We start from the raw sequence: 13,442 nt of genomic DNA, 5'->3' as shown, positions 1-13,442 counted from the left end.
GCTGAAGGGCGCGTCGCTGGGGCGGCAGGCGGCGGGGCTGGACGTGACCGGTCGGCGCGACCTGCTGGACCTGTTCGCCAAGTCGGCGGGCGACTGGCTGGACGGCTGGTTCGAGAGCGACCCGATCAAGGCCCTGTTCGGGTTCGACAGTGTGGTGGGGAATTACGCCAGTCCGTACACGCCGGGCTCGGCCTATGTGCTGCTGCATCACGTCTTCGGCGAGGTGAACGGGAAGAAGGGCGTCTGGGGGCATGCGCTGGGCGGCATGGGGGCGATCACCCAGGCGATGGCGAAGGCCTGCGCGGAAGCTGGCGTCGAGATCCGGCTCGACAGCCCCGTCGCGGAGGTGCTGAGCGAAAAGGGCCGGGCGGTCGGCGCGGTGACGGAGGCCGGCGACGTGGTGCGGGCGCGCGCGGTCGTCTCGAACCTCCATCCGCGGCTGCTGTTCTCCAAGGTCGATCCCGCGATCGTCCCAGTGGATTTCACCGAGCGGATGACGCGCTACGCCTCGGGCTCTGGCACCTTCCGGATGAATGTCGCGCTGTCGGAACTGCCGCGCTTCACCAGCCTGCCGGAGCCCGGCGACCATCACACCGCCGGCATCATCATTGCGCCGAGCCTGGCCTATATGGACCGGGCCCATGCGCAGGCGCGGCTCTCAGGCTGGTCGCAGGAGCCGATCGTCGAGATGCTGATCCCCTCGACGCTCGACGACACGCTGGCCCCGCCCGGCGGCCATGTCGCGAGCCTGTTCTGCCAGCATGTCGCGCCGGTGCTGCCGGACGGGCTGGACTGGGAGGCCTGTCGCGACCGGGTTGCCGATCTGATGATCGAGACGGTCGACCGTTATGCTCCGGGCTTCAAGGCCTCGGTGGTCGGGCGGCTGGCGCTCTCCCCCGCCGATCTGGAGGCGCGCTTCGGGCTCGTCGGCGGCGACATCTTCCATGGCCGACTGACGCTCGACCAGCTCTTCTCGGCCCGGCCCGTGCTCGGCCATGCGGATTACCGCATGCCGGTGCCGGGGCTCTATCTCTGCGGCTCAGGCGCCCATCCCGGCGGCGGCGTCACCGGCGCGCCGGGGTATAATGCGGCCGCTGCCGTGCTGGCGGATCGGCGGCGGAGGCGGTTCTGAGGGAGGCGCATGGGAAGCGCTACGCGAACGAGTGCGGCGTTGGTGGTGTACACGACAATACTGCTTGAAATGACGGCGGGATTTTAGCGAGCGCCGAGGAGGCAAGGGCGAAACTAACAGGGCGATCGGCGTTCCGAGTTATAGTCGTCGAGATGACGCTTAGGCTGCAAACATTACAACTGCATATCTTCTGTACTCTCTGGAGTGTCAGTACCGACATCGATCTCGATGAACGGAACATCGAGTAGGCCATCGAAATCGGCTGGCTGAGCAAGATGCCTGAACCCCCATGGGCTCAAAATTAACAGGTTTCTTTGTTCTGGTTTATCAAAGCGCTCATCCCACAGCCCATCGTTTTCAATCTGTGTTAGAAGTGAATTCATCCGATCTTCTGCTAGGATAATCTCGTTAGGCACGAATCCCAATGCTTGCATGTGCGCGAAAAAATCAGCTTTGTGCTCGCTCGTGTGACTGGAAAAGGTCGATAGTACCTTTCCTCCAAGTTGTCCGTTGATTGCTTCCTGTCGTTGAAATTCTGGCGATGTCACAGGGCCTGGCGATGATCCGGATATTGAAAACGAATGCCGTTCGGGGTCGGCGTGGACGGTCCATGGTGCCGGAAAATTTGCGCTAAGGCGGCCGATGATTGTGCGTGCAGGATGAAAAGAACGCATGGCATCAGACATGTAAGTTTTCTGAATATCGAAGAAGCCAATCCCCTTTGCGATTGCCGTGCTGACTTCGTCAAACGTTAATCGGGTCGCGTAGCCGCCGTTTCGGCGCCTAAGGCGTAACCCATCATCCCATACAACGTAATCAGCGTGGTAAATCCCATTGCGAATATCGTCTCTGAAAGCATCCGATAGCGCTGAGGCTAAGCCTTGCATCCCAATCGCTTGCGCTGTTTCAGCAAGATCCCTGAACGTAGCGTTTGCGTTCGGGCCAATGACTCTTCGCGGCTGCTGTCTTACCCGCACGAGGTCCTGAAACGGCCAAAGAAGATAAGGTTTGAGAGTAACGATCCCCATGATGTTTTTCAAAGATTCATAGACGCCGCCTGCCTCGGCTAGTTGGCAGTAGAGCAACAACACGACACGAAATTCGGCCTTTGACAGCGGCGTTTGCCGCGTTGTGTAAATGGATATTTCTTCGAAGACCTCGTGGGCTGTGATTGTCGTCGACCAGCCGGCGTCCTGCATCCCGCGGAACTCGCCGCCGAGGGAAGCGGCAAAGTCGAGTTCATTCATACGTCGAGTGAACGCCAACAAGTAGGAGAGCTGTCGGGTCAATTGCTGGAGATAAATTTGCGCACTCATTTTTGCATCTTGCCATAAGGGTTCAGCGAAGCCGATGGTCATTTGGTGAGAGCTGATCCAAAAGCCAGTTGTTCAAGGCACGGGCGAACACCGGCTGAAAACGAGACCACCCGCCGCATTGGTGCGGCGCCTGGGCCACCCTACATAGGAGCTCAGCCCGCCCCCGAAAGCGCCCCCATGTCCGACCGCGACTCCGAAGCCAACCGGTTTTCCGCCCGCGCGGCGCGCTATGCGCGTGTCGGGGCCAGTGTCGGCGGGGTGGCGGCGCGCATGGCCGGTGCGCGGCTGTTCGGGATGGAGGGGCGCAACGCCTCCAATGCCGAGGCGCTGGCCAAGGCGCTGGGCGGGCTGAAGGGCCCGATCATGAAGGTGGCGCAGCTCGTCGCCACGATTCCCGATGTGGTGCCGCCGGAATATGCCGCCGAGCTGCAGAAGCTGCAGTCGCAGGCGCCGCCGATGGGCGCGGCCTTCGTCAAGCGCCGGATGATGGCCGAGCTGGGTGCAAACTGGCGCGAGCGCTTCGGCTCCTTCGATCTGCAGCCGGCGGCGGCGGCCTCGCTCGGGCAGGTGCATCGCGCGACCACGCTGGCGGGCGTGCCGCTCGCCTGCAAGCTGCAATATCCGGATATGGAATCGGCGGTCGAGGCCGACATCTCGCAGCTCGACATCCTGTTTGCGCTGCACCGGCGCATGGACCCGGTGATCGACACCAGCGAGATCGCCACCGAGATCGGCGCCCGCGTCCGCGAGGAGCTCGACTACCAGCGCGAGGCCAAGCATATCGCGCTGTATCAGGAGGTGCTGGCGCAGACGCCGGAGATCCGCGTGCCGGCGCTGGAGACCTCGCTCTCGACGAAGCGGCTCTTGACCATGCACTGGCTCGAGGGCGACGGCATCCTCACCCACAAGCAGGACGAGCAGCAGGCGCGCGACCGGATCTCGACCGCGATGTTCAAGGCCTGGTGGCGGCCCTTCAGCCATCACGGCATCATTCATGGCGACCCGCATCTGGGCAACTACACCGTGTTCTCGGAGGATGGTGCCCCGCAGGGGATCAACCTGCTCGACTATGGCTGCATCCGGATCTTCCCGCCGTCCTTCGTGGGCGGTGTCGTCGATCTCTATCGCGGCCTGCTGGAGGGCGACGAGGCCCGTGTCGTCCATGCCTATGAGACCTGGGGCTTCAAGGGGCTGACCAAGGAGCTGGTCGACACGCTCAACATCTGGGCGCGCTTCATCTACGGGCCGCTGCTGGAGGACCGCACGCGCCGCATCGCCGAGGATGTCAGCCCTGCGGAATATGGCCGCCGCCAGGCCTTCGAGGTGCATCAGGCGCTGAAGAAGCGCGGGCCCGTGACGGTGCCGCGCGAATTCGTCTTCATGGACCGCGCCGCGATCGGGCTCGGTGGCGTCTTCCTGCATCTCGACGCGGAACTGAACTTCCACCGGCTGTTCGAGGCGGAGATCGAGGGTTTCCAGATCGAGACGGTCGCGGCCGACCAGGCCTCGGCGCTGGCGCGGGCGGGGCTGGTCGCGACGGCTTAGGGCCCGACATATCGCGAGGAAACACCGCGTCATCCTGGACAAGCGGCGCAGCCGCGCAGGCCGGGATCCATCATAAGGCACCGTCGATGCCCTATGATGGATCCCGGGACGACCTGCGGTCGCCCCAGGATGACGCGTCTGTTGCCGGGAGGGCATTGCTGGATTCGGGCCGTTTCCCGATTCGGCGCTTGCTTCCCCGGCGTTGGGCGGTCTAGATCGCGCGCTTCCCGTCCAGCGTTTCCGGAAGCGCTCTCCGCCATGGCCACCACCTCCGCGCCCGTCGCCATCATCATGGGCAGCCAGTCCGACTGGGCGACCATGCGCCATGCCGCCGAGACGCTGGATGCGCTCGGCATCGGCCATGACGACCGCATCGTTTCCGCCCACCGCACGCCGCAGCGCATGGTCGAGTTCGCGACCGGCGCCAAGGCGGCCGGCTTCAAGGTGGTGATCGCGGGCGCCGGCGGCGCGGCGCATCTGCCGGGCATGACGGCGTCGCTGACGCCGCTGCCGGTCTTCGGCGTGCCCGTCGAATCCAAGGCGCTGTCGGGGCAGGATTCGCTGCTCTCGATCGTGCAGATGCCGGCCGGCATCCCCGTCGGCACGCTCGCCATCGGCCGGGCCGGCGCGGTCAATGCGGCGCTGCTGGCGGCCGCCGTGCTGGCGCTGTCGGATGAGGCGCTGGCGGAACGGCTCGACGCCTATCGCGCCCGTCAGAGCGCGGCGATCGCCGAACGGCCCGTGAAGGACGAGGCGTGAGCGCGCCGGTGGTCGAGGGCGTGCCTTTCGAGGGACTCGCGCCCGGCGCCGTGCTCGGCATTCTCGGCGGCGGCCAGCTCGCCCGGATGATCGCACTCGCCGCGGCCGATCTCGGCATCGCCAGCCATATCTTCGCGCCCGAGCCGGAGAACCCGGCTTTCGACGTGGCGGCGGCGAAGACCGTGGCGCCTTACGAGGATGAGGCGGCGCTGGCGCGCTTCGCGGATGCCGTCGACGTCGTGACCTATGAGTTCGAGAACGTGCCGGCGGCGACGGCGGCCTTCCTCGCGGCCCGCAAGCCGCTGCATCCGGGCGCGCATGCGCTGGCGGTGACGCAGGACCGGCTGAGCGAGAAGCGCTTCGTCTCCGAGCAGGGCCTCATCGTTGCGCCCTTCCGTGCGGTGGATTCGCTCGCGGACCTAGAGGCCGCGGTCGCGGCGCTCGGGCGCCCTTCCGTGCTGAAGACACGCCGTTTCGGCTATGACGGCAAGGGCCAGGTCAAGATCCTGGCCGACACCGATCTCGCCGCGGCCTATGAGGCGATCGGCCGGGCGCCCGCCGTGCTGGAGGGCTTCGTCAGCTTCGCGCGCGAGGTTTCGGTGGTCGCGGCGCGCGGCGCCGACGGCAGCTTCGCCGCCTTCGACCTCTGCGAGAACGAGCATCGCGACCACATCCTCGCCTTCACCCGCATCCCTGCGCAGGTCTCGGCCGCGACGGAAGCGAGCGCGATCGAGGCGGCGCGGCGGATCGGGGCGGCGCTCGGCTATGTCGGCGTCTTCGCGGTCGAGATGTTCATCGTCGGCGAGGGGCTCAGCGAGAGCGTCGTCGTCAACGAGATCGCGCCGCGCGTCCACAACTCCGGGCACTGGACCAGCGAGGGCGCCCAGACCTCGCAGTTCCACCAGCATGTGCGCGCCGTCTGCGGCTTCCCGCTCGGCTCGGCCGACCGTCGCGGCCGGGTCGAGATGGAGAACCTGATCGGCGACGCGGCGCTGCGCTGGCGCGAGCTTCTGGCCGAGCCCGGCGCGCATCTGCATCTCTACGGCAAGCGCGAGGCCCGTCCGGGGCGCAAGATGGGCCATGTCACGCGGGTCTGGCCCGAGCAGGGCTGACGGCTCAGAGCACGCGCTGCAACGGCTCGCCGCGCGCGAGCCAGAACGCCTTCAAGGGGGCCGGAACGATGCCCAGCTTGCGATAGAGGAACAGGGCGAAGGCGCCGGGTTCCGCGCCGCCGCTTGCGCGATAGGGCTCCATCAGCCGTTCCAGCACGATCTTGCGATGGCGCTGGCGCGCCACGGGGTGCAGCGCCGAGGGCGGCGTCTGCATGATCAACTGGACCAGCCGGTCGAGGATCGCGTCGTCGGTGGTGCCAGCGAGGCTGGCGAGATCGGCCTCCAGCACCGCATGCTTGGCCTCGATGAAGGTCGCGCCCTTGGCATAGGCCTGCTCGACCCGCGCCCAGGCGGGGATGGCGAGGTCGTTGGCGAGAATCATGATGCGCCGCTCGACCTCGGAATCATGGGGCTGTTCGGGGGCGGCGTTCGTCATCGTTTTTCCCGGTTTGGCGGCGTGGACAGCCGCAGGCTTTTCTGTTATCCGCACGACCTTCGAAGGATCTGCTTCGCCGATCCTCCGTCCACCCTTATTAGACCAACCCGCTAAAGACGGACACTCACGTGCAGGTTCTCGTTCGCGACAACAACGTCGATCAGGCTCTCCGCGCTCTCAAGAAGAAGCTGCAGCGCGAAGGGGTCTTCCGCGAGATGAAGCTTCGCGGGCATTACGAGAAGCCCTCCGAGAAGAAGGCCCGCGAAAAGGCCGAGGCCGTGCGCCGCGCCCGCAAGCTGCAGCGCAAGAAGCTCCAGCGCGAAGGCCTGCTGCCGGCGCCGGTGAAGCCCAAGCGCCCCTGATTTTCGCCGGCGAGGGCGGCCTGTTCGCCCTTTCGACGATCTGCAGAAGACCACGCCGCGCCTGGAGTCCGCTCCGGGCGCGGTTGCTTTTCCGGCGACGTTAACCAAGTCTTGGCACAAAGCGGGCGTTCTCTTCGCCGGGGCGCTGTCGGTTGGGGGGAGCGCGATGACGCGGCAGGCGATCCGACAGGGAGCGCCGCCGCAGACGAGGCACGGAACCGGACCAATGAGACAGAACATGATGCGTGGCAGGAACTGGCTGACGGCGGCAGGACTGGCGCTGGCGCTGGCGGGCTGCGACACCGTTTCCAGCATGACGGCGCAGCCCATCGCCGAGCTCGACACCGCGTCAGCGGCGGAGGCCAGCGTCAATATCGGTTCGCTGTCGGAGGTCGTCAGCCGCAATCCCAACGATCCCGGCGCCTACAACACGCGCGGCGCGGCCTATGCCCGCGTCGGCCGCTTCTCGGATGCGATCGCCGATTTCACCAAGGCGGTGCAGCTCGACCCCAACCTCGCCTCGGCCTACACCAATCGCGGGCTCGCGCTGCGCCAGACCGGCCGCAACGACGCGGCGCTGGCGGATTTCAACAAGGCGACGACCGCCTCTCCCAATTACGCGCCGGCCTTCATCGCACGCGCCAATCTGCTGCGGGCCCAGGGCAACAGCCCGCAGGCGCTGGCGGATCTCAACACCGCGATCCGGCTCAACCCGGAATCGGCGGAGGCTTTCCATGCGCGCGGGCTGGTCTACCAGAAGGAAGGCCAGCACCAGTATGCGATCTCGGATTTCGATTCGGTGATCGATCGCAACCCCTACAACGCGCCGCCCTATATCGCCCGCGGCCAGAGCCTGAACGCGGTCGGCAAGTATGATTCGGCGCTGGAGGATTTCACCGCCGCGCTGAACGTCGACAACCGCAGCGCCGATGCCTGGGCCGGCCGCGGCTTCGCGCAGGAGAAGCTCGGGCAGAAATCCGAAGCCTCGCAGAGCTATCAGCGGGCGCTGGGCCTCGACGGCAACAATGCGGCCGCGCGCGCCGGCCAGGGCCGTCTCGGTGGCGGCGGCGGCCTGTTCCGCAGCTGATCACTCGACGGTGCGGCTCTCCGCCGCCTGGACGGCGCCTCGCGTCACCTCGGCGAGGAAGCGCCTGACCTCCGGCAGCGAGCCCTGCGCCGGCAGGTCCTCATGCCCGCCTTTGGGGAAGCGCAGGAAGCGCTTGGGAGCGTTGGCGAGGCCGTAGAGCGCCTCGCCCTGGGCGAAGGGGATGACCCGGTCCCGCTCGCCATGCAGCACCAGCAGCGGCGCGCGCACGGCACCGATGGCCAGGTCCGAGCGGAACGTGTCCAGCATCAGCCACGCGACGGGGACGTAAGGGTAGATGCCCTGCGCCACCGCGACGGTGGAGAGATAGGGCGCCTCCAGCACGACGGCTGCCAGAGGCGCCTCTGCCGCCAGCTTCAGCACCACGCCGGTTCCCAGCGATTCGCCGTAGCCGATCAGCTGCGCGGCCCCGAAGCGCTCGGCGGCGAAGCCATAGGCGGCGCGGGCATCGAGATGCAGCCCCGCTTCGCTGGGCCGGCCCGTCGAGCCGCCATAGCCGCGATAGCTGACCGCGAGCAGGCCGGTTCCGTCCTCCGTCAGGGCGCGGAAGCGGGCGACGCGGCCGGGGCTGCCGAGGTTGCCGGCATTGCCGTGGAAATAGAGGATCACCGGCTTGCCCGACCGTGGCGGCACCGCCCAGGCCAAGATGCGCTCGCCATCCGCGGCGGTCAGGGTCAACTCCTCCGCAGCCGGCAGCCCGGCGGCGGCGAGGTCGGCGCGGGCCGGGTTGCGCGGAAAGATCAGATCGCGCTGCTTGACGAACAGCAGGCCGAGCAGGCCGAGATAGACGGTCAGCGCGATCGCTAGCAGGCGGGTCAGAATCATCATGGCCGCGAGTCTCCTCTGCCAGCGTGGCGCTCCCGCGACGCTCAGTCGAGCCGCTTGAGCATCTCGTAGGAGACGGGCTCGAAACCGGCGCGGCGATAGGCGCGCAGCGCGACGTCGTTGCCGGTGAGCGCGCCGAGCTGAAGCGCCCGGCAGCCGCACTCGCGGGCGAAGCGCTCGGCCTGCGCCAGCAGCATCTGGCCGATGCCGGTGCCGCGCTGGCCGGCATCGACGACGATGTTCTCGATCAGGACATGGTCGCGCAGATCGTCATGGACATAGGGGCCGGTGCGGCCGAGCCGCAGGGCGAGATAGCCGATGCAGGCGCCCGCCAGCTCGGCGACGAACTGCGCGCCGCCATGGGCCCGCGTCTGCGTGCTGTCGGCCTCGAGCAGCGCCTGGGCGGTGGAGAGGCCGCTGGCGCGCGTCGAGCTCAGATCGGCCTCATGGGCAGCCAACTGCATCAGCAGGCCGGTCACGGCCTCGCGGTCGCTGTCCCTGATGGGGCGGAGGGTGATGCTCACGGTGTCAGGCTCCAAACGAAAAAGACCGGCACGAGGCCGGCCTTTCGCAGCGGGACAGGCAAATGCGCTTCAGTGCGCCATCGCCTTGACGATGTCGTCGGTGACCTTCTTGGCGTCGCCGAACAGCATCATCGTGTTGGGGCGGAAGAACAGCTCGTTCTCGACGCCGGCATAGCCCGCCGCCATGCCGCGCTTGATGAAGAGCACGGTCTTGGCCTTCTCGACGTCGAGGATCGGCATGCCGTAGATCGGCGAGGTCTTGTCGGTCTTGGCGGCCGGGTTGGTGACGTCGTTGGCGCCGATGACGAAGGCGACGTCGGCCTGGCCGAATTCCGAGTTGATGTCCTCGAGCTCGAAGACCTCGTCATAGGGCACATTGGCTTCCGCCAGCAGCACGTTCATATGGCCGGGCATGCGGCCCGCCACGGGATGGATGGCGTACTTCACCTCGACGCCTTCCTTCTTCAGAAGGTCGGCCATCTCGCGCAGCGTGTGCTGGGCCTGGGCCACCGCCATGCCGTAGCCCGGCACGATGATGACCTTGCCGGCGTTCTTCATGATGTAGGCGGCGTCGTCCGCCGAGCCCTGCTTGACGGGCCGCGCCTCGACCGCGCCACCGGCGCCCGCCGCGGCATCGTCGCCGCCGAAGCCGCCGAGGATGACGGAGATGAAGCTCCGGTTCATCGCCTTGCACATGATGTAGGACAGGATGGCGCCCGAGGAGCCGACCAGCGCGCCGGTGATGATCAGCGCCATGTTGCCGAGCGTGAAGCCGATCCCGGCCGCGGCCCAGCCCGAATAGGAGTTCAGCATCGAGACGACGACGGGCATGTCGGCGCCGCCGATCGGGATGATCAGCAGGACACCGAGCGCAAAGGAGACCGCGACGATCAGCCAGAAGACGACATGGCTCTCGGTCTTCAGGAAGATCAGCAGCAGCACGACCAGCGCGATGCCGAGGCCGATGTTGATGCCGTGGCGCTGCGGCAGCATGATCGGCTTGCCGCTCATGCGCCCGTCGAGCTTGAGGAAGGCGATGATCGAGCCGGTGAAGGTGATCGCGCCGATGGCGACGCCGAGCCCCATCTCGAACAGGCTGGCGCCGCTGATCTTGCCGACATTGCCGATGCCGAAGGCGCTCGGCGCATACAGCGCAGCCGCCGCCACCAGCACCGCGGCGAGGCCGACCAGCGAGTGGAAGAAGGCGACGAGCTGCGGCATCTGCGTCATCTGGACGCGCTTGGCCATGAACGCGCCGATGCCGCCGCCGATGGCGATGCCGCCGACGACCAGAAGCCAGCCCGAGAACCCGCTCGGCGGGAAGAAGACGATGGTCGTCGCAATCGCGATGCCCATGCCGACCATGCCGTAGAGATTGCCCTGGCGGGAGGTCGTGGGATGCGACAGGCCCCGCAGGGCCATGATGAAGAGGACGCCAGAGACGACGTAGAGCAGGGCGGAGAAATTCGCGGCCATCGGCGCTCAGCCCTTCTTCTTGTACATGGACAGCATCCGCTCGGTGACGAGGAAGCCGCCGAAGATGTTGACCGAGGCCAGGACCAGCGCGAGGAAGCCGAAGATCTTGGCCCAGACCGGCCCATCGCCGAGCGCCGGAACCGCCTCCACGCCCACCGCCAGCAGCGCGCCGACGACGATGACCGAGGAGATCGCGTTGGTGACCGACATCAGCGGGGTGTGCAGCGCCGGGGTCACCGACCAGACGACGTAATAGCCGACGAAGACGGCGAGCACGAAGATCGCGAGGCGAAACACCGTCGGATCGACGACACCGCCGGTCGCGGCGCTGGCGCCGGCCGCGAGGGTCTCGGCATGCTGCGCGGCCAGATCGGCCGCCTGCCGGGCCGCGGTGGCGACGGAGCGGGCCTGTTCGAGCGCCTGTTCGGGTGTCGGATTAGCCATTGGTGACGCTCCCCTCTGCGGCAGGCACGGGCTCGACCGGCGCAGGCGCGGCCTTCGGTGCGAAATTCGGGTGGATCACGGCGCCGTCGCGGGTCAGGGCGGTGGCCTTGACCAGTTCGTCGTCCCAATTCACCGCGAGCGACTTCGTCGTCTTGTCGATCAGCGTCTCGACGAAGGCGAAGAGGTTCTTGGCGTAGAGTTGCGATGCGGTCGCCGCGAGGCGGCCGGGCACGTTGAGATGGCCGACGATCCGGACGCCGTTGGAGGTCACGAAGACCTCGCCCGGCTTGGCCAGTTCGCAATTGCCGCCGCGCTCGACCGCGAGATCGACGATGACGGAGCCGGCCTTCATGCTCTCGACCATGGCGGCCGAGATCAGCTTGGGCGCCGGGCGGCCGGGAATCAGCGCGGTGGTGATGACGATGTCCTGCTTGGCGATGTGGCTCGCCGTCAGCTCGGCCTGCTTGGCCTGGTATTCCTTCGACATTTCCTTGGCGTAGCCGCCGGCCGTCTGCGCCTGCTTGAACTCCTCGTCCTCGACGGCGAGGAACTTGGCGCCGAGCGATTCCACCTGCTCCTTGGTCGCGGGGCGGACGTCGGTGGCGGTCACGATCGCGCCCATGCGGCGCGCGGTTGCGATCGCCTGCAGGCCGGCGACGCCGACGCCCATGATGAAGATGCGCGCGGCCGGCACGGTGCCCGCCGCCGTCATCATCATCGGCAGGGCGCGGCCATATTCGCCGGCGCCATCGACCACGGCGCGGTAGCCGGCGAGGTTGGCCTGGGAGGAGAGCACGTCCATGACCTGCGCGCGGGTGATGCGCGGCATGAACTCCATGGCAAACGCGGAGACACCGGCCTTCGACAGCGCCGCGAGCGCCTTCTCGTTGCCATAGGGATCCATGATGCCGACGACGAGCGCGCCCTTGGGCAGGGCGGCGATCTCCGAATCGGCCGGACGACGCACCTTCAGAACGATCGCGGCGCCCGCGAGCGCCTCGGCCGCGCTGGCGGCGATCGTCGCGCCGGCGGCTTGGTAATCGGCGTCGCTGATGCCCGAAGCCAGGCCGGCGCCGGTCTCGACGACGATCTCGGCCCCCAATCCTGCGAATTTGCGGGCGGTTTCCGGCGTCATGGCGACGCGGGTTTCCGCTCCTTGCGTTTCGGCTGGCACGGCGATGCGCATGACGGCGTAACCTCTCGGGCGCTTGGAAGCGGACTTAGTGGGCTGCGGGCAGGAGCAGCAGTGCGAGCATCAGGAGCACGAAGGGCACCATGGGCGCGCGCCAGCCGATCGACTTCGAGGCGAGGCCGACGCCGGTGCCGACCAGCGTCAGCAGCGTGCCGATGATCGCGATGCCCCAGGCATGCTTGGTGCCGCCGACGGCCAGCGCCGCCACGATGGCGAGGCAGGCGACCGTGCCGACCTCGGAGAAATGCACGAAGCCCTGATAGGTGCGCTCATGCTCGCGATAATCCATCTGCGGGATGTCGGAGGCGGGGTGTCCGTGGTCGGCCATGGTCTGATCCCAAGAAAACACTCGTCGCATGCCTGTAGCGCACCTGTTCGAGGTCGGCAACGGAGGGGCCGCGAGGCGCTTCCGCAACGACAACGGGTCAGCGCCGCGGCCGCGGCTCTACAGGGCGATGCGGGCGATGTAAATCGTTTTAAATCGTCAAAACAGATGCCGGGCGGGCAGGGTGGCGACCAGGACTTCAGGCGATGATGTCAGGCGTCAGGGCGTCTTCGATCTGCGAGATGCGATCCTTGAGGTAGAGCTTGCGCTTCTTGAGGCGCTGCACCTGAATCTGGTTGATCGCGCCGACGCGCTCGAGGGCATCGATCGCGCTGTCGAGGTCGCGGTGCTCTTCGCGCAGACGCGCCAGCTCGGTGGTGAAGGCCTCGACCTCCTCCTGGCTCAACTCGAATGCCATCGTCGTCCCATCATCGCCGCGATTGGGGCCGACTATGATCAGACGCCGGACGCCCCGCAAGAGCGGGAGCGGCCGGCGCCTTCGCAGCCCGTCGCATTCATGACGTTACGGAAAGAAGTTGGTGACGATCACAGAATGTCATGCGGTCCTGCGCGAAACCGTCGCAGACGCGAAGCCGGCTCTATGTCACACTGATTCTGTCAACCGCTCATCAGGAGGATCCAGATGTCGCTGCAGACCCATCTCGTCGAACTCGAACGCAAGCATCGTCAACTCGAGGAAGCCATCGCCAAGGCCGTGGCCCGACCGTCGTCCGACGATCTCACCGTGGTCGAGATGAAGCGAAAGAAGCTGCTGCTGAAGGAAGAGATCGAGCGCGTGCGGCAGACGATGCCGGACCGAACGCTGCATTGAGCGCTGGCGGGCCCTTGGCCCTGCCCGAGGTTGTGTCGTGAGAGTTCAGCCGGCCCC

The 13,442-nt window shown here is 66.9% G+C and carries 16 protein-coding genes; 7 read left to right on the top strand and 9 right to left on the bottom strand.

Translation table 11 applies throughout. The annotated features are described in order from the left end of the window. Positions 1 to 1,132 (top strand): phytoene desaturase family protein (locus tag Q8S38_RS16995; RefSeq protein WP_305681553.1); only part of this gene is annotated, 1,132 nt, incomplete at its 5' end. Positions 1,133 to 1,305: 173 nt separating this feature from the next. On the opposite strand, the gene Q8S38_RS16990 is transcribed toward Q8S38_RS16995, so the two are convergent. Continuing rightward, the gene (locus Q8S38_RS16990) at positions 1,306 to 2,490 is read right to left on the bottom strand and encodes a hypothetical protein (RefSeq protein ID WP_305681552.1); all 1,185 of its coding nucleotides are present in this window, start codon (positions 2,488 to 2,490) and stop codon (positions 1,306 to 1,308) included. 135 nt (positions 2,491 to 2,625) lie between these two features. Here Q8S38_RS16990 and Q8S38_RS16985 point away from each other — a divergent pair, with 135 nt between their 5' ends. The 3 genes from Q8S38_RS16985 (at position 2,626) to Q8S38_RS16975 (ending at position 5,864) form a co-directional block, all read left to right on the top strand. Beyond that, the gene (locus Q8S38_RS16985; RefSeq protein WP_305681551.1) at positions 2,626 to 3,993 is read left to right on the top strand and encodes an ABC1 kinase family protein; all 1,368 of its coding nucleotides are present in this window, start codon (positions 2,626 to 2,628) and stop codon (positions 3,991 to 3,993) included. 258 nt (positions 3,994 to 4,251) lie between these two features. Next, on the top strand, positions 4,252 to 4,752 hold the full coding sequence (gene purE / locus Q8S38_RS16980) for a 5-(carboxyamino)imidazole ribonucleotide mutase (protein WP_305681550.1): 501 nt from the start codon (positions 4,252 to 4,254) through the stop codon (positions 4,750 to 4,752). Next, the gene (locus Q8S38_RS16975; protein WP_305681549.1) at positions 4,749 to 5,864 is read left to right on the top strand and encodes a 5-(carboxyamino)imidazole ribonucleotide synthase; all 1,116 of its coding nucleotides are present in this window, start codon (positions 4,749 to 4,751) and stop codon (positions 5,862 to 5,864) included. The genes purE and Q8S38_RS16975 overlap by 4 nt, the downstream gene beginning before the upstream one ends. A 4-nt stretch (positions 5,865 to 5,868) precedes the next feature. On the opposite strand, the gene Q8S38_RS16970 is transcribed toward Q8S38_RS16975, so the two are convergent. Next, positions 5,869 to 6,300 carry a hypothetical protein gene (locus tag Q8S38_RS16970; protein WP_305681548.1) on the bottom strand — a complete coding sequence of 144 codons (432 nt, stop codon included), beginning with the start codon at positions 6,298 to 6,300 and terminating at the stop codon, positions 5,869 to 5,871. Between the two features lie 128 nt (positions 6,301 to 6,428). Between Q8S38_RS16970 and rpsU the strand changes: the two genes are divergently transcribed. Continuing rightward, positions 6,429 to 6,662, top strand: coding sequence for a 30S ribosomal protein S21 (gene rpsU / locus Q8S38_RS16965; protein WP_054140900.1), 234 nt, complete (start codon positions 6,429 to 6,431; stop codon positions 6,660 to 6,662). Between the two features lie 238 nt (positions 6,663 to 6,900). Next, positions 6,901 to 7,749, top strand: coding sequence for a tetratricopeptide repeat protein (locus tag Q8S38_RS16960; RefSeq protein WP_305681547.1), 849 nt, complete (start codon positions 6,901 to 6,903; stop codon positions 7,747 to 7,749). Here the strand turns inward: Q8S38_RS16960 and Q8S38_RS16955 are convergent, their stop codons facing one another. The 7 genes from Q8S38_RS16955 to Q8S38_RS16925 form a co-directional block, all read right to left on the bottom strand. Beyond that, a complete protein-coding gene (locus Q8S38_RS16955; protein ID WP_305681546.1) occupies positions 7,750 to 8,595 on the bottom strand; it encodes an alpha/beta hydrolase in 846 nt (281 codons plus the stop codon). A gap of 41 nt (positions 8,596 to 8,636) precedes the next feature. Next, positions 8,637 to 9,116: a GNAT family N-acetyltransferase gene (locus Q8S38_RS16950; protein WP_305681545.1), complete on the bottom strand. Its 480-nt coding sequence runs from the start codon at positions 9,114 to 9,116 to the stop codon at positions 8,637 to 8,639. 69 nt (positions 9,117 to 9,185) lie between these two features. Further along, the gene (locus tag Q8S38_RS16945) at positions 9,186 to 10,592 is read right to left on the bottom strand and encodes an NAD(P)(+) transhydrogenase (Re/Si-specific) subunit beta (RefSeq protein WP_305681544.1); all 1,407 of its coding nucleotides are present in this window, start codon (positions 10,590 to 10,592) and stop codon (positions 9,186 to 9,188) included. A 6-nt stretch (positions 10,593 to 10,598) separates the two neighbouring features. Continuing rightward, entirely contained in the window at positions 10,599 to 11,036 is a 438-nt protein-coding gene (locus tag Q8S38_RS16940) for an NAD(P) transhydrogenase subunit alpha part 2 (protein ID WP_305681543.1), read from the bottom strand. Beyond that, positions 11,029 to 12,222: a Re/Si-specific NAD(P)(+) transhydrogenase subunit alpha gene (locus Q8S38_RS16935; RefSeq protein WP_305681542.1), complete on the bottom strand. Its 1,194-nt coding sequence runs from the start codon at positions 12,220 to 12,222 to the stop codon at positions 11,029 to 11,031. Before Q8S38_RS16935 ends, Q8S38_RS16940 begins: the two co-directional genes overlap by 8 nt. Before the next feature lie 34 nt (positions 12,223 to 12,256). After that, positions 12,257 to 12,556 (bottom strand): aa3-type cytochrome c oxidase subunit IV, encoded by a 300-nt coding sequence (locus Q8S38_RS16930; protein ID WP_305681541.1) that lies wholly within the window; start codon positions 12,554 to 12,556, stop codon positions 12,257 to 12,259. Positions 12,557 to 12,752: 196 nt separating this feature from the next. Continuing rightward, entirely contained in the window at positions 12,753 to 12,971 is a 219-nt protein-coding gene (locus Q8S38_RS16925) for a YdcH family protein (RefSeq protein WP_305681540.1), read from the bottom strand. 225 nt (positions 12,972 to 13,196) lie between these two features. On the opposite strand from Q8S38_RS16925, the gene Q8S38_RS16920 reads away from it, so the two are divergent. Next, entirely contained in the window at positions 13,197 to 13,385 is a 189-nt protein-coding gene (locus Q8S38_RS16920) for a YdcH family protein (protein ID WP_305681539.1), read from the top strand. Positions 13,386 to 13,442 lie beyond the last annotated feature (57 nt).

The sequence above is a fragment of the Allobosea sp. genome, from assembly GCF_030695125.1.
Lineage (GTDB): Bacteria > Pseudomonadota > Alphaproteobacteria > Rhizobiales > Beijerinckiaceae > Allobosea.
The sequence above is the reverse complement of the archived record's forward strand: the minus strand, read 5'-3'. Positions and strand labels throughout refer to the sequence as shown.